Raw genomic sequence first — 18,646 nt, 5'->3', positions numbered from 1 at the left:
GCCAGGGGCGACCTGTCCCCGCCGCGCGGTGTCAGCCCGCCCGCAGTGCCATCGTCATCGCCTCCACCGCCAGCAGCGGAGCCACATTGCGGTCGAGGGCCTCGCTGCACGCGGCGATCGCCTCGATGCGGCGGAGCGTGGATTCCGGGGTGCTGCCACGCGCCAGTCGCTCCAGGGCGTCCTCGGCGTCGGCGTTGGCGATCGCCACGCGGGAGCCGAGCTGAAGGGCGAGGACATCGCGGTAGAAGGCGGTGAGATCGCCGAGGGCGACGTCGAGGCTGTCGCGCTGCGTGCGGGTTCTGCGGCGCTTCTGCATGTCCTCCAGGTCCTTCATCACACCCGCCGTGCCGCGCGGCAGCCGGCCGCCCTGGGACGCGCCGAGCGCCGTCTTCATCTCGTCGGCCTCCTTGCCGTCCATCTCCTCGGCGAGTTGCTTGGCGTCCTCGGCGGCCGCGTCGACCAGTTCCTGGGCGGCCTTGAGGCAGGCGCCGACCTCGTCCAGGCGCAGCGGCAGCTTGAGCACGGCCATGCGGCGCTCACGGGCCGCCGGGTCGGTGGCGAGGCGCCGGGCCCGGTCGACATGCCCCTGGGTGGCGCGGGCGACGGCCGTCGCGACGGCGGGCTCGATGCCGTCACGCCGTACGAGCATGTCGGCGACCGCGTCCACGGACGGCGTGCGCAGGTTCAGATGGCGGCAGCGGGAGCGGATCGTCGGCAGGACGTCCTCGATGGAGGGGGCGCAGAGCAGCCAGACCGTGCGCGGAGCGGGCTCCTCCACCGCCTTGAGGACGGCGTTGGCCGACTTCTCGTTCAGCCGCTCGGCGTCCTCGACCAGGATGATCTGCCAGCGGCCGTTCGCCGGGGCGGTGAACGACTTGCGGACCGTGTCCCGCATGTCCTTCACGAGGATCTCGGAGCCCACGGCGGCCACCGTGGTGACGTCCGCGTGGGTGCCGAGCAGCGCGGTGTGGCATCCGTCGCAGAAGCCGCAGCCGGGGGAACCGCCGAGCGCGCGGTCGGGGCTCACGCACTGCAGGGCTGCGGCGAAGGCCCTCGCCGCCTGGTTCCGGCCGGCTCCCGGCGGGCCCGTGAACAGCCAGGCGTGCGTCATCTTCGACGCCTCGGGCAGCGGTTCGTCGGCCGCGGCGGCCGTGACGAGGGCGTCGGCGTCCCGCGCGGCCGCGTCGAGCACCGCGCCCACCTTCTCCTGCCCGACGAGGTCGTCCCATACGGTCATGGGTCACGCCGCCCTTCCGTCACACTCCGCGTTCCTTCCCTCCATTGTGCGGGTGGGCACTGACAACGCGGTCCGACGGACGGTGCGGTGAGGGCGGTGAAAGCCGAGGGCGGTAAGAAGCGAGGGCGGTGCCCGCGACAGGCCGGTCGTCAGCCCCGTCGGCCCCGGCCGCTGCGGCCCTGCTCCTCGTCGTGATCGCCGTGGTCGCGCTCGTCGTAGGAGCCCAGCAGCTCGTCCGCCAGTGACGGCAGGTCGTCCAGCGGGGTCTCCTCGGCCCAGTCGGACCGCGGCCGGCGGCGCGGGGTTCCGTCGGCGTCGAGCTGGGGCATCTCGCGCGTACGGTCCTCGGAGCCGTCGGGGCCCGCGGCGAGCCGTTCGTCCCGGAAGAAGCCGGGCGGCACCCGGTCCGCCGGTGCGTCACCCCGTACGGGCGGCAGTACGGCGGTCTCATCCGCCGCACCGGAAACCGGCGGCAGGACCGCCGTCTCGTCCGCCGCGCCCGGAACCACCGGAGGCAGTACCGCCGTCTCGTCCGCCGCGCCCGGAGCCGACGGCGGCTGCGGCAGCTCGGCCGTGATCTCGGCGTCGGAGCCGGGCGCGGCCGGACCGGCCGCGTCCCGCTGCTCGCCAGCCTTGCCCCGGTGCTCCCGGTGCTCCCGGTCGTCACGCACGGGACGCAGCACCGTCGTCTCCTCCGTGCCCGCCCCCCGCGTGCCCGGCTCACCGGATCCCGGAGAGACCACCGGCGTCGGGACCGTCACCGCGTCGGAAGCCACGCCCGGCGCGGTCGGCATGGGCGTGCCGGGCCTGCGGGCCGCCGTGTCGGCCGCCGCAGCTGCCTCGGCCGCCTGCCGACGGGCCTCCTCGGCACGCAGCAGCGCCTCCTCGGCCTTGCGCTGCTTCTCCAGACGGCGCGCTTCCTCCTCGGCACGCAGCCGGGCCTGCCGGGCCTCTTCCTCGGCGCGCAGCCGGGCCTCCTCCTCGGCCTGCTTGCGGCGCCGTTCCTCCTCGGCCCTGCGGCGGGCCTCCTCCTCGGCACGGGCCTTCTCCTCGGCGAGGAGACGCTGCCGCTCCTCCTCCGCGCGGCGGGCCGCTTCCGCCGCCCGCTGCCGGGCCTCCTCCGCCTGCCGTTCGGCCTCGCGGCGCTGCGCCTCCTCCAGCTCGCGGCGCTTGCGTTCCTCCTCCTCGGCGCGCAGCCGGGCCAGCTCCTCCTGGCGCTCGCGCTCCAGGCGCTCCTCCTCGGCCTTGCGCGCGGCCTCTTCCTCGGCCTTGCGGCGGGCCTCCTCCTCGGCCTTCTTCCGCGCTTCCTCCTGGGCCTTGATCTCGGCCTCGGACAGCGGCAGCACGGTGTCGAGCCGGTGCCGGATGACGGTGGTGACGGCCTCGGGCTCCTGGCCGGCGTCCACGACCAGGTAGCGGCCGGGGTCGGAGGCGGCCAGGGTGAGGAAACCGGACCTCACGCGCGCGTGGAACTCCGCGGGCTCCGATTCGAGCCGGTCCGGCGCCTCGGTGAACCGCTCGCGGGCGGTCTCCGGGGAGACATCCAGCAGGACGGTGAGGTGCGGGACGAGCCCGTTGGTCGCCCAGCGGTTGATGCGGGCGATCTCGGTCGGGGACAGGTCGCGGCCGGCGCCCTGGTAGGCGACGGAGGAGTCGATGTAGCGGTCGGAGATCACGACCGCGCCGCGCTCCAGGGCGGGGCGTACGACCGTGTCGACGTGCTCGGCGCGGTCGGCGGCGTACAGCAGCGCCTCCGCGCGGTGCGACAGGCCCGCGGAGGACACGTCCAGCAGGATCGAGCGCAGCCGCTTGCCGACGGGCGTGGCCCCCGGCTCGCGGGTGAGCACGACCTCGTGGCCCTTGGCGCGGATCCACTCGGCGAGGGCCTCGGCCTGGGTGGACTTGCCGGCGCCGTCGCCGCCCTCCAGGGCGATGAAGAAGCCGTTGGCCGTCGGTGTCTCGACCGGGTCGTCGCCACCGAGCAGAGCGTCCTTGAGGTCCTGGCGCAGCGGGATGCCGGAGCGGTCGTCGACCTTGGCGAGTACCAGCGCCGCCACCGGCAGCAGCAGGGCGCCGACCAGCATCAGCGTGAAGGAGGCGCCGCCGTGCGCGAAGACGAACTTGCCGTTCTGCAGCCGGTGGGGGCCGATGAGCCCGGCGACCACGGGCGCGACCAGAGCGCCGAGCGCTACGAAGACCCGGACGACCGCGTGCAGGTGGTCGGTGACACGCGCCCGGCGGTAGTCCTCGGTCTCCTGGTCGAGCAGGGCGTGGCCGGTGTTCGCGGCCACGCCCGCGGTGACGCCGGCCAGCGTGACGATCAGCAGCACCGTGGTGACGTCGGGGACCAGCCCGGCGGCCAGCAGGGCGATACCGGTGAAGGCGATCGCGAGGGCGAGCAGCCGGCGGCGCGAGAGTGAGGGCAGCAGCGCGGGGGCCGTACGGATACCGACGGCGACACCGCCGGTCAGGCCCAGCACCAGCAGGCCGTACAGCACCGGGCCGCCGCCCAGGTCGGTGGCGTGCAGCACGCACACCGACACGGCCGCCGCGATGGCTCCGGCGACCGCGGCCGAGGCCGGGACGAGCAACGGGATCACGCCCGTACGGCCCTTGTCGACGCCGGTACCCGTGCGGGGGCGGCGCAGGCCCTCCAGCGGGGACCGAGCGCGCGGGGTGCGCGTGTCGGGCAGCTCCAGGAAGGTCAGCACGGACAGGGAGGCGGCGAACAGACCGGCCGCCACATAGGCCCCGAGGGCCGCGTGGTGCTGGTCGAACCAGACCACGCCGGTGCCCAGCAGGTTGTTGAACAGGGCGGCGACGACCAGCGCGGCGGCCGCCAGCGGGACGGCCAGGAAGCTGGTGCGCAGCGAGAGGCGGCGCAGGGCGTCCATGTGGTCCGGCAGCGGCCGTACGGTGGCGCCCTCCGGGGGCGGGCCGGGCAGCAGGGCCGGAGCCGCACTCTCCCGGCACACCGTCCACAGGCGCTCGGCGACGCCGGTGACGAAGGCGGTGACCAGTACGACGGCCAGCGCGTTGTCCGGCGTCCAGTCGATCCACAGGGGCGCGACGATCAGCAGGGCGGCGCGCACGCCGTCGGCGCCGACCATGGTCCAGCGGCGGTCGAGCGGGCCCTCCTGGGCGGTGAGCGTGGTCAGCGGGCCGAGGAGGACCGCGCCGAACAGCAGCGCGGCGAGGACGCGCGCCGCGAAGACCGTCGCCACTGCGAACGCCACGCCCCGGTATCCACCGCCGAACGCGCCCTGGGCGATCGCCGCCTGGAGGGTGAGGACGACCAGGACCAGGAGTGCCAGGCTGTCGCCGACACCGCTCACCAGCTGTGCGCTCCACAGGCGCCGCAGCTGCGGTCGGCGCAGCAGGGAACGGACGGCGCGCTCGCGGGAGTCCGCGACCAGGGCGTCGTCCGGGGCTGCGGTGGGGGCCGTTGGCTGCTCGGCTCGCGTCATGCGTTCAGCCTATCCGCAGCCACCGACACCACACCTCGCCGCTCCTGGCATGCGCACGCCCCGACACCAAAGTGATGCCGGAGCGTTCGCTGTGCGAAGCCGGGAGCCGCCTACGCCGGTCAGTCCTCCGGGGCGAAGACAGTGGACGCATGTGCGGGAAGCCGCGGGTCATCCACTCATCCACCGGAAGCCGCCGCCATACGAGAAGAGACGGGACACCCGCCGGCCCCCGTGCGGGAAGCCGCAACGTCCGCCGCGATGCCGCGGACCCCATACCGGGAGCCGCCGACCCCCCTGCCCGATACGGTCGGCCCCCTTACAGGGAAAGCCACGGGTCCCCGGGCCCCAAGCCGGCGGTTACCGCACCCGGGAGCCGCCGGCCGCCACACATGGAGCCGCCGCCCTCTACCGGAAGTCGGCGGTCCGCCACGCCGGGGCCGTCAGTCCTCCGTGCCGGAAGCCGTCGCCTTCGAAGCCGTCGCCTTCTTGGCGGTCGTCTTCTTCGCCGTGGTCTTCTTCGCGGCCGCGGTCGTCTTCTTCGCCGCCGTCTTCTTGGCGGCGGTCTTCTTGGCCGGGGCCGTCTTCTTGGCCGCGGCCTTCTTCGCGGTCTTCTTGGCGGGCCCCTTTGCGCGCTTCTCGGCGAGCAGTTCGAAGCCGCGCGCCGGAGTGATCGCTTCCACGCTGTCATCCGAGCGGAGGGTCGCGTTGGTCTCGCCGTCGGTGACGTACGGGCCGAAGCGGCCGTCCTTGACCACGACCGGCTTGCCGGAGACCGGGTCCTCGCCCAGCTCCCTCAGCGGCGGCTTGGCGGCCGCGCGACCCCGCTGCTTGGGCTGGGCGTAGATCGCCAGCGCCTCCTCCAGCGTGATCGTGAAGAGCTGCTCCTCGGACTGCAACGAGCGCGAGTCCGTGCCCTTCTTCAGGTACGGGCCGTAGCGGCCGTTCTGCGCGGTGATCTCCTGGCCCTCGGCGTCCGTGCCGACGACGCGCGGCAGCGACATCAGCTTCAGCGCGTCCTCCAGCGTCACCGTGTCGAGGGACATCGACTTGAAGAGCGAGGCCGTACGCGGCTTGACCGCGTTCTTGCCGGTCTTCGGGGTGCCCTCGGGGAGGATCTCCGTGACGTACGGGCCGTAGCGGCCGGCCTTGGCGACGATCTGGTGACCCGTCTGCGGGTCCGTGCCCAGCTCGAAGTCGCCGCTCGGCTTGGCCAGCAGCTCCTCGGCCAGCTCGACGCTCAGCTCGTCCGGCGCCAGGTCGTCGGGGATGTCGGCGCGCTGGTGCTGTTCGGTGTCCTTCTCGCCGCGCTCGATGTACGGGCCGTAGCGGCCGACGCGGAGCACGATGTCGTTGCCCACCGGGAACGACGACACCTCGCGCGCGTCGATCGCACCCAGGTCGGTCACCAGCTCCTTGAGGCCGCCGAGGTGGTCCCCGTCGCCGTTGCCGGCGTCGGCCGCGGCGCCGGTGACATTGCCCTCGCCGAAGTAGAAGCGCTTCAGCCACGGCACGGCCTTCGCCTCACCGGCCGCGATGCGGTCGAGGTCGTCCTCCATCTTGGCGGTGAAGTCGTAGTCGACGAGCCGCCCGAAGTGCTTCTCCAGGAGGTTGACGACGGCGAAGGAGAGGAAGGACGGGACGAGTGCCGTGCCCTTCTTGAAGACATAGCCGCGGTCGAGGATCGTGCCGATGATCGACGCGTACGTCGACGGGCGGCCGATCTCGCGCTCTTCCAGCTCCTTGACCAGGGAGGCCTCGGTGTAGCGGGCCGGGGGCTTGGTGGCGTGCCCGTCGACCGTGATCTCCTGGGCGCTGAGGGCGTCACCCTCGTTGACCTGCGGCAGCCGGCGCTCGCGGTCGTCCAGCTCGGCGTTCGGGTCGTCGGCGCCCTCCACGTAGGCCTTCAGGAAGCCGTGGAAGGTGATCGTCTTGCCGGAGGCGCTGAACTCGACGTCCCGGCCGTCGGCGGCGGTGCCACCGATCTTCACGGTGACGGAGTTGCCCGTGGCGTCCTTCATCTGGGAGGCGACGGTCCGCTTCCAGATCAGCTCGTAGAGCTTGAACTGGTCACCGTGCAGGCCGGTCTCGGCGGGAGTGCGGAAACGATCACCCGAGGGGCGGATCGCCTCGTGCGCCTCCTGCGCGTTCTTGACCTTGGCGGCGTACGTGCGCGGCTGCGGGGGCAGATAGTCGGCGCCGTACAGCTGCGTGACCTGCGCGCGGGCCGCCGCGATCGCCGTGTCGCTCAGCGTCGTGGAGTCCGTACGCATGTACGTGATGTAGCCGTTCTCGTACAGCTTCTGCGCGATCTGCATGGTCGCCTTCGCGCCGAAGCCGAGCTTGCGGCTGGCTTCCTGCTGCAGCGTCGTCGTACGGAACGGGGCGTACGGCGACCGGCGGTACGGCTTGGACTCGACGGAACGCACGGAGAAGCGGGTGTTCTCCAGGGCGGCTGCGAGGGCGCGGGCGGTCGCCTCGTCGAGGTGGAGGGTGTTCGCGCTCTTGATCTGTCCCAGGGAGTCGAAGTCGCGGCCCTGCGCGACCCGCCTGCCGTCGACGGTCTGCAGGCGGGCGACCAGCGACGACGGGTCCGACGAATCCCCGGCGCGGCCGGTCGCGAAGGTGCCCGTCAGGTCCCAGTACTCAGCAGAACGAAAAGCGATGCGCTCGCGTTCCCGCTCGACCACGAGGCGCGTGGCGACGGATTGGACACGGCCGGCCGACAGGCGCGGCATGACCTTCTTCCACAGGACCGGCGAGACCTCGTAGCCATAGAGGCGGTCGAGGATGCGGCGGGTCTCCTGGGCGTCGACCAGCTTCTGGTTGAGCTGGCGCGGGTTGGCGACGGCCTCGCGGATCGCGTCCTTGGTGATCTCGTGGAAAACCATCCGCTTGACGGGGATCTTCGGCTTGAGGACCTCCTGGAGGTGCCAGGCGATCGCCTCGCCCTCCCGGTCCTCATCGGTGGCGAGGAACAGCTCGTCGGAGTCCTTCAGCAGGTCCTTGAGCTTCTTGACCTGCGCCTTCTTGTCGGCGTTGATCACATAGATCGGCTGGAAGTCATGGTCGACGTCCACACCGAGGCGGCGCACCTCGCCGGTGTACTTCTCGGGCACCTCGGCGGCGCCGTTGGGGAGGTCGCGGATGTGCCCGACGCTCGCTTCGACGACGTAGCCGGGGCCGAGGTAGCCCTTGATCGTCTTCGCCTTGGCAGGCGACTCGACGATGACGAGTCGGCGGCCGCCCTGTGCGGTCTCGCTGGTCGGGGACAACTTCGCTCTTCTCTCCGGTCGACGCTGGGGCCTCCCCAGGCCTTGGTCCCGGGGGCACGGCGTGCTTCTGGCTCGTGTGGTGCTGCGGAGTGTGACGGTACATCCCGCCCCCGTGTCAAACGGGAAAAGCCCACAACGGCCACTCGAACGGTAACCCGACTACCGGCATTCCTGCCGCCCGGAGTACCGGGTACCCCGTTCAGGCAGGTCCGGAGCGCGGCGCTCCCCTTACTCCCGCGGCACTCTCGCCGTCGGGTACCCGCCGACGTCAGAGGCAGGTCAGGCAGTACACGCCGAGGACCAGCGCGCCCGTCCCGGCCACGCTCGCGAGGGCGGCCGATGCGATCGGGTTCACACCGTGGGCCACCGGCTCGCGGCGCCTGAGGCGGGTGCCGGTCCAGGCCAGCACAGCGCTCCCGAACAGGGCGAACACCATGCCCGTGAAGATCTCCGGCCCGCTCTCCATCCCCGCCCACCTCTTCCGCGCCGTCCGGCTCCGCCCAGCGCCGGAGACTGGCACGCGCGGGAGAAGAACGGACGACACCGGGGTGAACGGAGGATCAACGTGATGCCGAACACACGATCGAACACCACCGTCTCGGGGCGCCTCCCCGTATTTTTCCGGCCGTTTTGCCGGCACCGGCGCGTCCCGGCGCCCGGCACCGGCCGGTTCCGGCCAGTGCCACCGGCATACGACGATGATCCGGGCGCGGCCCCCAAGGCGTCCCGGGACACCTACGACCCCACGGGCACCCGGCATACCTCAGCCGCACCAGCCGCCGTGCCCCACCACGCACGAGGCCCGCCGGGCCACCCACCGTCGCCCGCCACGCGCCGGGCCGGCCGGCCGCCGCAGCACGCCGGCGCGGCACGCGCGGCGTACCACGGCGGCACGGCACGGCGTACCACGGCGCGGCGCTGCACGGCCCGGCGCGGTTCTCGCTCAGCGCGCCGGCTCCAGGAAGCCCTGTTCCACCAGGAGCCGGATCTGCGCCGGCGTCCGGTCGCGGAGCACCACCGGGTCCTCGTTCATGAGTTGGGCGATGGCGTCCAGGATGCGGCCCGCGCTCAGCGTGCCGTCGCACACGCCCGCGAATCCCGCGCCGACCGTGTCCACCTTCGTGGCCCGGCGCATGCCGCGGTGCTGGCGCAGCACCACGTGCTCCGGGTCCTCGGCACCGGGCATCCCGACCTGCTCCTGGACCACTTCGACAGCGAGCTTGAAGTGGCTGTCGAGCAGCGCAGCGTCGTCGTGCTCCCGGAGGTAGTCGAGTCGCTCGAAGTGTGCCCGGATCGTGTCCCCGAGGGGCTGCTCGACCGGGTGCGGCCACTCCTCCACGGTGATCGAGGGCTCGGCCGCCCCCGTCCTGCGCAGGGTGATCCAGCCGAAGCCGACCGCCTTGACCTTGCGCGCCTCGAACTCGTCGAGCCAGGCGTCGTAGCGAGCCTGGTACTCCGCCGGGTCCCCGCGGTGGTCCCCGGCGTCCCTCAGCCACAGCTCGGCGTACTGCGTGACGTCCTGTACCTCGCGCTGCACGATCCAGGCATCGCACCCGCGCGGCACCCACGACCTGAGTCTGTCCTGCCAGTCCTCCCCTGCGACGTGCTGCCAGTTGGCGAGGAACTGCGCGAACCCGCCCTCGTTCAGCCGTTCCCCCGCCTGCTGAACGAGCGAGCGGCACAGATCGTCCCCGCCCATGCCGCCGTCCCGGTACGTGAGGCGGGCGCCGGGCGAGATGACGAAGGGCGGGTTGGAGACGATCAGGTCGAACGTCTCGTCGTCCCGGACCGGCTCGAAGAGCGAGCCCTCGCGCAGGTCGGCGGCGGGCGCGCCGGAGAGTGCGAGCGTGAGCGCGGTGATGTGCAGCGCGCGCGGGTTGAGGTCGGTCGCCGTCACGCGCGTGGCGTGCTGGGCGGCGTGCAGCGCCTGGATGCCGGAGCCGGTGCCGAGGTCCAGGGCGGAGGCGACCGGCGTGCGGACCGTGATGCCGGCGAGGGTCGTGGAGGCACCGCCGACGCCCAGCACGACACCTTCCTCGTGCTGCCCGATGCCGCCGGCCCCGCCGACCGCGCAGCCGAGGTCGGCGACGATGAACCAGTCCTCTCCGCGGGGGCCGCCGTAAGGCCGTACGTCCACGGTGGCGGCCACCTCGTCGCCGCCCACGCGCGTGAGCCACCCGGCCTCCAGGGCCTCCTCGACGGGCAGAACCGCCGCCACGCGCGCGTGGAGCACCGGTTGCTGGAGCAGGAAGAGCCGTACGAGCATCTCCAGCGGCGTGTCGCCACGGGTCGCCCTCAGGGCGGGCACGGTCTCGCTGCGCGCCAGCGCCGCGTATGCGGGAGCGCCGAGCAGGTCGAGCAGCCCATCGGCGGTGAAGGAGGCGGCCAGCAGCGCGTCCCGCAGGCGCGCGGCGATGTCGGGCCGGTCGGAAGCGGGCAGGGAAGCGAGTCCGGAGTCAGTCACGCCCCCATTGTGGCCCGCGGCGCCTGCCGGGCGCGGCCCCAGCACGCCTCACGGCCCCGGCCTCGGCGAGCCCTGCCGGCCGGTACCGGGCGGGCCGCCTGAGCGAAGCGACTGGCCTCCCGTCCGGCGTGAACCGCCGGCCGACGCGAGCCGCCGATCGTGAACCACCGCTCGTAAGCCACCGCCGTGAGCCGCCGACCGTGAACCACCGCTCGTAAGCCACCGCCGTGAGCCACCGCTCACACGCCGCCTCGTGATGGGCCGCGTCAGCCAGCCGACGACGACGGCGAGGCCGATGCCGACGACGCGGCCTTCTTGCAGCTGGCCTGCTCGGCCATCGCCTCCTTGACGTCGCCCTGCTCCAGCCGCTTCAGCGCCTGCGTACCGCTGTCGCTCTGCTTGCCGACCTCCTTGGTCTGGGTGGCGGCGACGTCCTTGAGGCCTCGGGCGAACTTGCCCTGGTCCTTGGTGTCGAGCCCGTCGACCTTCTTCTTCAGGGCGGCGTACGACGCGGAGAGACCGGCGAGGTTCTTGGCGGCGTCCTGCTGCCGCTTGGCGCCGTCGCCGACCCCGGGAGGAGCTCCAGCCCCGTTGAGGGCGTCAGCGAGCGCCTTGTAACCGTCGGACATGTCCTGGAAGGCCTGCGAGTAGGTCTTCTGGGCACTCTTGGGCGGCAGGTTGCTGTTGGTGGCGATGGCTGCGATCGACGCGTTCGCCGCCTTGATCTTGGCGTCCTGTGCGGGCACCGCGTCGCACACCGACTTGGCCCAGGCGACCAGCTTGGGGTCGGGTCCCTTGGCGCTGCTGCTGCCGCCGCCGCTGCTGCTGCATCCCGACAGCGCCATTACCAGTACCGAACCGCCGGACAGTGCGGCCGCGAGCTTCTTGTTCACCGGATTGGCCCCTTCCATGGCTCTCGGCCCACGGACCCTACACGGCGGACGCACACCCTCCGCACCCCGAACGCCCTCCGAGGCGCCCTTTGTGACTCTTTGCACCATGCGAGAGAAGGCTCACCACGTGGGCGGCCCCACAGCCGTCCACAGCCCCGTCTGCCGCCCCGCCTGCAGACGCGCCTGCAGACGCGTCCACAGCCGGGCCCGAGAACGCGAACGGCGGGCGGCGCATCAGCACGCGCCGCCCGCCCGCCCGTTGAGCAGGGCGTCTCGAACAGAACCAGGAGTACGGCTACGAAACCACCGCCGTGTTCGGTGAGTTGGTGACCCGTTCGACGCCCTCCTCGTCGCCGACGGCGATTCCGCGCCGCTTGGAGACGTACACGGCGACGACGATCACCAGGAGCGCGAGGATCGCGACCCCGATCCGTACGCCCATGTTCTTGTCGTTGCCGTAGGAGAACTTGATCACCGCGGGCGCGATGAGCAGCGAGACCAGGTTCATGACCTTCAGCAGGGGGTTGATCGCCGGTCCGGCGGTGTCCTTGAAGGGATCGCCGACCGTGTCGCCGATCACCGTGGCGGCGTGGGCCTCGCTGCCCTTGCCGCCGTGGTGGCCGTCCTCCACCAGCTTCTTGGCGTTGTCCCAGGCACCACCGGAGTTGGCGAGGAACACCGCCATCAGCGTGCCCGCGCCGATCGCGCCGGCGAGGTAGGAGCCGAGGGAGCCGACGCCGAGCGTGAACCCGATGAAGATGGGCGCCAGGACGGCGAGCAGACCGGGCGTGGCCAGCTCCCGCAGCGCGTCCTTGGTACAGATGTCGACGACGCGCCCGTACTCGGGCTTCTCGGTGTAGTCCATGATCCCGGGGTGCTCGCGGAACTGCCGTCGTACCTCGAACACCACCGAACCGGCCGAGCGCGACACGGCGTTGATGGCCAGTCCGGAGAAGAGGAAGACGACCGCGGCGCCCGCGATGAGGCCGACGAGGTTGCTGGGCTGCGAGATGTCCAGGGACAGGCTCAGCGGCGCGCCCGGGCCGGTGAGTTTCACCCCGACGTCCTTCACATTGGTGGTGATCGCGTCGCGGTACGACCCGAACAGCGCCGACGCGGCGAGGACGGCGGTGGCGATGGCGATGCCCTTGGTGATGGCCTTGGTCGTGTTGCCGACCGCGTCCAGGTTGGTGAGCACCTGTGCGCCCGCGCCCTGCACGTCACCGGACATCTCGGCGATGCCCTGTGCGTTGTCGGAGACCGGCCCGAAGGTGTCCATGGCGACGATCACGCCGACCGTGGTGAGCAGGCCGGTGCCGGCCAGCGCGACCGCGAACAGCGCGAGCATGATCGACGTACCGCCGAGCAGGAAGGCCCCGTACACGCCGAGCCCGATGAGCAGCGCGGTGTAGACGGCGGATTCCAGGCCGACCGAGATGCCGGACAGGATGACGGTGGCCGGGCCGGTGAGTGAGGTCTTGCCGATGTCCCGCACCGGGCGGCGGTTGGTCTCGGTGAAGTAGCCGGTCAGCTGCTGGATGACGGCAGCGAGCAGGATGCCGATCGCCACCGCGACCAGGGCGAGGATCCGCGGGTCCCCGCTCCTGCCCTTGATCGCCGCCTCCGTGACCCCGGCGAGGTCGGAGTACTTCGACGGCAGGTAGACGAAGACCGCGACCGCGACCAGCGCGAGGGAGATCACCGCGGAGATGAAGAAGCCGCGGTTGATCGCGGTCATGCCGCTGCGGTCGGTCCGGCGGGGCGCGACCGCGAAGATGCCGATCATCGCCGTGATGACGCCGATGGCGGGAACGAGCAGCGGGAACGCCAGCCCGGAGTCGCCGAAGGCGGCCTTGCCGAGGATCAGCGCGGCCACCAGCGTCACGGCGTACGACTCGAAGAGGTCGGCCGCCATGCCCGCGCAGTCGCCGACGTTGTCGCCCACGTTGTCGGCGATGGTCGCGGCATTGCGCGGGTCGTCCTCCGGAATGCCCTGCTCGACCTTGCCGACCAGGTCGGCGCCGACGTCGGCGGCCTTGGTGAAGATGCCGCCGCCCACGCGCATGAACATGGCGATCAGGGCGGCGCCGAGGCCGAAGCCCTCCAGCACCTTCGGCGCGTTGGCCGCGTACACCAGCACCACGCAGGAGGCGCCCAGCAGGCCGAGCCCCACCGTGAACATGCCGACGACGCCGCCCGTGCGAAATGCGATCTTCATCGCGGTGTGCGAAACGGTGGTGAGATCCTTTTCCGGTTCTCCGGGTGCCGGTGTGGCCTCCCGGGCCGCCGCGGCGACCCGCACATTGCTGCGCACGGCCAGCCACATGCCGATATAGCCGGTGGCCGCCGAGAACGCCGCACCGATCAGGAAGAACACCGATCGACCGGCACGCTGATTCCAGTCGTCCGCGGGCAGCAGCATGAGCAGGAAGAAGACGCCGACAGCGAAAACGCCGAGCGTGCGCAGCTGCCGGGCGAGATACGCCTTCGCACCTTCCTGGACCGCCTCGGCGATCCGTTTCATGCTGTCGGTGCCCTCGCCCGCGGCCAGCACTTGGCGCACCAGGATCCCCGCGACCACCAGCGCGGCCAGGGCGACCGCCGCGATGGCGGCCACGATGATCCGGTTGTCGTCGGTCAGAACCGCTGCTGCGAGGGATGTGGGGTGATCCGACTGAGGGATGGAAAGCCCCGCCATTCGTCCTCCTTGACGCTTGGGCTGAGCTCAAGATGTGGACGGATTCTAGGTACCCAGGAGTGATCTCAACAGAGCGCGGTAAGCGGAATTAGCCTCAACGGGCTCATCAACAAATGATCGAGATCTCGCCACACCACCCGAATGGAGTAATGCCCTCAAGGCATTGATGAGTGATCGCGAATGATCGTGAATTCCTTCACGAATTCGGGAGGCCGCTCCATCGTGCCGGAAAACACCGAGGGGCCCTGCTGAGCAGGGCCCCTCGGGAAGCGGTGCGGCGGCGCTCAGAGAAGCGCCGCGGCCGGCGGTGCGGTCGGCCAGGTCATCCGGATCAGGCCGCCGTCCTGTCCGGTGGTGACCTCCACGTCGTCGACGAGGCCGCTGATGACCGCGAGGCCCATCTCGTCCTCCTCGATCTCCTCGGCGTCCTGGGCGGCGCCGGGCGTGTCGCCCGGCGTGGCGTGCGGCGCCTCGTCGCCGACCTCGATGGAGAACTGTTTCTCCTCTTCGATCAGCGCCACCTTCACCGGCGCGCTGATGCCGCTGTTCTGGTGGAGTCCGACGGCGCGGGAGCAGGCCTCGCCTACGGCGAGCCGGACCTCGTCGAGGACTGCCTCGTCCACTCCGGCCCTGCGTGCCACCGCGGCCGCCACCAGCCGGGCGGTCCGGACGTGCTCGGGCAGCGCGCTGAACCGGAGTTCGACGACGGCCATGCATCCCCCTCGCGACTACGGGCGTGCGGTCGGAGGCGGGGCCACCCAGAGCCCGCACCCCCTGGTGTGCTTCTGTGCCGGGCCGCTGCATCGGCTCGGACGGAACCGCCCGGCGTCCGGACCCCCTCGGGAGCCCGGCGCCGGTGACGGGTCCAGGGTCAGTCGGTGGCCGCCACCGCTTCATCGACCGAGGTGTGGATCGGGAACACCTTGGTGAGGCCGGTGATGCGGAAGATCTTGAGAATGCGCTCCTGGTTGCAGACCAGGCGCAGCGAGCCCTCGTGGGCACGCACTCGCTTCAGGCCGCCTACCAGCACGCCGAGCCCGGTGGAGTCGAGGAAGTCCACGCCCTCCATGTCGACGACGAGGTGGAAATTCCCGTCGTTCACCAGCTCGACCAGCTGCTCGCGCAGCTTGGGCGCGGTGTATACATCGATTTCGCCACCGACCTCGACGACCGTACGATCGCCGACGGTACGGGTCGACAGGGACAGGTCCACGGATCCTCCAGCACCTTGCTATCGAGCGGTCGTCCCTCGGGCACCTCAGCTTGCGGCCCCCGGGACGCAACGCCAGCCGCGATGGCATTCAATCACTTACCGGCAGGCGTGCACGACGCCTTGGCTCCATTGTCCGTCACGCCAGTGACACACTCGGTGCCGATGGCCAAGAATCACCGATCCGATCGAACCCCGGCGGACCCGGCGTCCCGCCCGTCTCCGGGCGTGGTCCTGGACCGGCTCGCCTCGGGGCCGAGCCGGGCTGCGCGCATCACTCATACGGAGCACTTGCCCCCGCGCGCGGGCCGCCATGCCGTCTGGCCTGACCGGATTCGGTCCGAGGTGATCGCGGCCGTCCAGGCGTGCGGCATCGAGCACCCCTGGGCGCACCAGGCGCTGGCCGCCGAGCACGCCCTGGACGGCGAGTCGGTCGTGGTCGCCACCGGTACCGCCTCCGGCAAGTCCCTGGCGTACCTCGTACCCGTCCTGTCCACCCTTCTGGACGGCTCCGAGGCGCCGAACGGACGGGGGGCCACCGCGCTGTATCTGGCCCCCACCAAGGCGCTCGCGGCGGATCAGTGCCGGTCGGTGAAGGAACTTTCACAACCTCTGGGCAGCGCCGTACGCCCGGCCGTGTACGACGGCGACACCCCGTTCGAGGAACGCGAGTGGATCCGCCAGTACGCCAACTACGTGCTCACCAACCCGGACATGCTGCACCGCGGGATACTTCCCTCCCACCCGCGCTGGTCCTCCTTCCTGAAATCGCTCAGGTACGTCGTCATCGACGAGTGCCACACCTACCGGGGCGTCTTCGGCTCACACGTGGCCCAAGTGCTGCGCCGGCTGCGCCGCCTGTGCGCCCGTTACGGCGCCTCACCCGTGTTCCTGCTGGCCTCGGCGACCGCCGCCGAACCCGCCGTCGCAGCCCGTCGGCTGACCGGGCTGCCGGTGACCGAGGTCGCCGACGACGCCTCCCCGCGCGGCGAACTCGTCTTCGCCCTCTGGGAGCCCCCGCTCACCGAGCTGCACGGTGAGAGGGGCGCACCCGTACGGCGTACCGCCACCGCCGAGACCGCCGACCTGCTGACCGACCTGACCGTGCAGGGCGTGCGCTCGGTCGCCTTCGTACGGTCCCGGCGCGGCGCCGAGCTGATCTCGGTGATCGCCCAGGAGAAGCTCGCCGAGGTCGACCGGTCCCTGGTCCGGCGTGTCGCGGCCTACCGCGGCGGTTACCTCCCCGAGGAGCGCCGCGCCCTGGAACGCGCCCTCCACTCCGGTGAACTCCTCGGGCTGGCCGCCACGACGGCCCTGGAGCTGGGCGTGGACGTCTCCGGCCTGGACGCGGTGGTGATCGCCGGCTATCCGGGAACGCGCGCGTCCCTGTGGCAGCAGGCGGGCCGCGCCGGCCGCTCCGGACAGGGCGCCCTGGCGGTCCTCGTCGCCCGCGACGACCCGCTGGACACCTTCCTGGTCCACCACCCCGAGGCCCTGTTCGACCAACCGGTGGAATCGACCGTCCTCGACCCCGACAACCCCTACGTCCTCGCCCCGCACCTGTGCGCCGCCGCCGCGGAACTCCCCCTGACCGAGGAGGACCTGGGTCTCTTCGGCCCCGCCTGTGCGGACGTACTGCCGCAGCTGGAGGCCGCGAAGCTGCTGCGCCGGCGGACGAAGGCCTGGCACTGGACGCGCCGGGAACGGGCCGCCGACCTGACCGACATCCGCGGCGCGGGCGGGCGCCCGGTGCAGGTCGTCGAGTCCGGCACGGGCAGGCTGCTCGGCACGGTCGACGCGGGCGCCGCGCACTCCACGGTCCACGAGGGCGCGGTCCACCTGCACCAGGGCCGTACCTACCTGGTGCGCCAGCTGGACCTGGAGGACTCGGTGGCCCTGGTCGAGCAGGCCGACCCGCCGTACTCCACGGTCGCCCGCGACACCACGTCGATCTCCGTCCTGGAGACGGACACCGAGATCCCGTGGGGTGCGGGCCGCCTCTGCTACGGCTCGGTCGAGGTCACCAACCAGGTCGTCTCCTACCTCCGCCGACGCCTCATCACCGGTGAAGTGCTGGGCGAGACGAAACTCGACCTCCCTCCCCGTACGCTGCGCACCCGCGCGGTGTGGTGGACGGTCACCGAGGACCAGCTGGACGAGGCCCGGATCATCCCGGAGATCCTCGGCGGCTCGCTGCACGCCGCCGAGCACGCCTCGATCGGCATGCTGCCCCTGTTCGCGACCTGCGACCGCTGGGACATCGGCGGCGTGTCCGTGCCCCTGCATCCCGACACGCTCCTCCCCACGGTCTTCGTGTACGACGGCCACCCGGGCGGCGCGGGCTTCGCCGAGCGCGCCTTCCACACCGCCCGCGCCTGGCTCACCGCCACCCGGGAGGCGATCGCCTCCTGCGAGTGCGAGGCCGGCTGCCCCTCCTGCATCCAGTCCCCCAAGTGCGGCAACGGCAACGACCCGTTGCACAAGAAGGGGGCGGTACGGCTCCTCACGGTGCTGCTGCGGGGGGCGCCGGAGGAGAAGGAGGACCAGGAAGGTGCGGAGAACCTGGAGGGCCTGGATGAGACGGCTCCGGGACGGGCGCCTCGCGGTTGAGCATGTCCGGCGCCGGCCCCGCGGGCCCCGCTCTGGCCCTGACCTCGGCCGCGAACGGTCCTCTTCCCGCGGCCGCCGTCACGTCCGAGGTCTCCCCGGTGATCGCACACCGCATCAGCCGCACCCCCTCGGCCGCCGCCACCTTCTCCGCCCGCGCGCAGGCCGCCGCGCCGCCCTCGCTCCAGTGGGCCGCCGCCGAGAGGGCCGCCAGATCCGCGCCGCCGGCCGCCCGGTGGCGGACCACGACGGCCTGTCCGAGCGCGAGCACGGCGCCGAACACCGCGCACAGCACGGCGATCGCCCCCAGGCTCCACACGGTGGCGGACCCACGGTCGGAGTTCTGCCGGCCCCGCGCCGCACCTCCCCGCGCCGCACCTCCCCTCACCGCGCCTCCCCTCACCGCACCTCGCCTCATGGCCCCGCCTCCCCGGCCGGCGCGGTGTCCTCGGCCGGCGCGGTGTCCTCGGCCGACGCGGTGTCCTCGGCCGACGCGACGGCCTCCTCCCGCACCTCGAACGGCAGTCCGCTCAGCACCGGCGGCCTGGCCACCACCGTCACCCGGATCTGATCGCCCTCGCGCCCGACCGTCACCCGAGCCCCGCGCGGCGCCGCCTGCCGGGTCACCGTCTCCACCGCGTCCGCCGGATCCTGGCGGGCGGCGGCCCGGGCGCCCACGCGGGCGGCGTCCACGCACTGGATCTGTGCGGCCACCGCGAGCAGCCCCCAGACCAGCGCCATGGTGAACGCCACCAGTACGCAGAGCACCACGGCCGCCTCCGCGGTCACGAACCCCCG

General features: G+C 72.1%; 12 protein-coding genes. 1 reads left to right on the top strand and 11 read right to left on the bottom strand.

Features of this window, described 5'->3' with window-relative positions; all coding sequences use genetic code 11:
- Positions 1 to 31: 31 nt before the first annotated feature.
- The 9 genes from ABZ624_RS19190 to bldG form a co-directional block, all read right to left on the bottom strand.
- Positions 32 to 1,237, bottom strand: a complete 1,206-nt coding sequence (locus ABZ624_RS19190) for a DNA polymerase III subunit delta' (protein WP_360089804.1) — start codon at positions 1,235 to 1,237, stop codon at positions 32 to 34.
- Between the two features lie 149 nt (positions 1,238 to 1,386).
- Complete coding sequence (tmk, locus tag ABZ624_RS19185; RefSeq protein WP_360089801.1) at positions 1,387 to 4,704, bottom strand: dTMP kinase; 3,318 nt, start codon at positions 4,702 to 4,704, stop codon at positions 1,387 to 1,389.
- A gap of 440 nt (positions 4,705 to 5,144) precedes the next feature.
- Positions 5,145 to 7,976 (bottom strand): type I DNA topoisomerase, encoded by a 2,832-nt coding sequence (topA, locus tag ABZ624_RS19180; RefSeq protein ID WP_360089798.1) that lies wholly within the window; start codon positions 7,974 to 7,976, stop codon positions 5,145 to 5,147.
- 268 nt (positions 7,977 to 8,244) lie between these two features.
- Positions 8,245 to 8,442, bottom strand: coding sequence for a hypothetical protein (locus tag ABZ624_RS19175; protein ID WP_360089795.1), 198 nt, complete (start codon positions 8,440 to 8,442; stop codon positions 8,245 to 8,247).
- Between the two features lie 477 nt (positions 8,443 to 8,919).
- Positions 8,920 to 10,440 (bottom strand): class I SAM-dependent methyltransferase, encoded by a 1,521-nt coding sequence (locus ABZ624_RS19170; protein ID WP_360089792.1) that lies wholly within the window; start codon positions 10,438 to 10,440, stop codon positions 8,920 to 8,922.
- Positions 10,441 to 10,706: 266 nt separating this feature from the next.
- Positions 10,707 to 11,333: a small secreted protein gene (locus ABZ624_RS19165; RefSeq protein ID WP_360089789.1), complete on the bottom strand. Its 627-nt coding sequence runs from the start codon at positions 11,331 to 11,333 to the stop codon at positions 10,707 to 10,709.
- Between the two features lie 295 nt (positions 11,334 to 11,628).
- Positions 11,629 to 14,031, bottom strand: coding sequence for a sodium-translocating pyrophosphatase (locus ABZ624_RS19160; RefSeq protein ID WP_360089786.1), 2,403 nt, complete (start codon positions 14,029 to 14,031; stop codon positions 11,629 to 11,631).
- 284 nt (positions 14,032 to 14,315) lie between these two features.
- Positions 14,316 to 14,744 carry an ATP-binding protein gene (locus ABZ624_RS19155; protein ID WP_360089783.1) on the bottom strand — a complete coding sequence of 143 codons (429 nt, stop codon included), beginning with the start codon at positions 14,742 to 14,744 and terminating at the stop codon, positions 14,316 to 14,318.
- Positions 14,745 to 14,902: 158 nt separating this feature from the next.
- Positions 14,903 to 15,244: an anti-sigma factor antagonist BldG gene (gene bldG / locus ABZ624_RS19150; RefSeq protein WP_009189842.1), complete on the bottom strand. Its 342-nt coding sequence runs from the start codon at positions 15,242 to 15,244 to the stop codon at positions 14,903 to 14,905.
- A gap of 81 nt (positions 15,245 to 15,325) precedes the next feature.
- Between bldG and ABZ624_RS19145 the strand changes: the two genes are divergently transcribed.
- Complete coding sequence (locus tag ABZ624_RS19145) at positions 15,326 to 17,851, top strand: DEAD/DEAH box helicase (protein WP_360089780.1); 2,526 nt, start codon at positions 15,326 to 15,328, stop codon at positions 17,849 to 17,851.
- Here the strand turns inward: ABZ624_RS19145 and ABZ624_RS19140 are convergent.
- On the bottom strand, positions 17,745 to 18,266 hold the full coding sequence (locus ABZ624_RS19140) for an Rv3654c family TadE-like protein (RefSeq protein WP_360089777.1): 522 nt from the start codon (positions 18,264 to 18,266) through the stop codon (positions 17,745 to 17,747). The genes ABZ624_RS19145 and ABZ624_RS19140 overlap by 107 nt on opposite strands.
- On the bottom strand, positions 18,263 to 18,637 hold the full coding sequence (locus ABZ624_RS19135) for a TadE family type IV pilus minor pilin (protein ID WP_360089774.1): 375 nt from the start codon (positions 18,635 to 18,637) through the stop codon (positions 18,263 to 18,265). The genes ABZ624_RS19140 and ABZ624_RS19135 overlap by 4 nt, the downstream gene beginning before the upstream one ends.
- Between the last annotated feature and the right edge of the window lie 9 nt (positions 18,638 to 18,646).

Origin of the sequence: Streptomyces sp. NPDC007205, assembly GCF_040634095.1 — a bacterium.
Lineage (GTDB): Bacteria > Actinomycetota > Actinomycetes > Streptomycetales > Streptomycetaceae > Streptomyces.
Note: the sequence above shows the minus strand (reverse complement) of the source record. Positions and strands in the feature narration are given on the sequence as shown.

Coding starts and splice junctions, on each gene's coding strand:
- ABZ624_RS19190 (WP_360089804.1), bottom strand. CDS start 1,237: ATGACCGTATGGGACGACCTCGTCGGGCAGGAGAAGGTGGGCGCGGTG.
- tmk (WP_360089801.1), bottom strand. CDS start 4,704: ATGACGCGAGCCGAGCAGCCAACGGCCCCCACCGCAGCCCCGGACGAC.
- ABZ624_RS19175 (WP_360089795.1), bottom strand. CDS start 8,442: ATGGAGAGCGGGCCGGAGATCTTCACGGGCATGGTGTTCGCCCTGTTC.
- ABZ624_RS19160 (WP_360089786.1), bottom strand. CDS start 14,031: ATGGCGGGGCTTTCCATCCCTCAGTCGGATCACCCCACATCCCTCGCA.
- ABZ624_RS19155 (WP_360089783.1), bottom strand. CDS start 14,744: ATGGCCGTCGTCGAACTCCGGTTCAGCGCGCTGCCCGAGCACGTCCGG.
- ABZ624_RS19145 (WP_360089780.1), top strand. CDS start 15,326: ATGGCATTCAATCACTTACCGGCAGGCGTGCACGACGCCTTGGCTCCA.
- ABZ624_RS19140 (WP_360089777.1), bottom strand. CDS start 18,266: ATGAGGCGAGGTGCGGTGAGGGGAGGCGCGGTGAGGGGAGGTGCGGCG.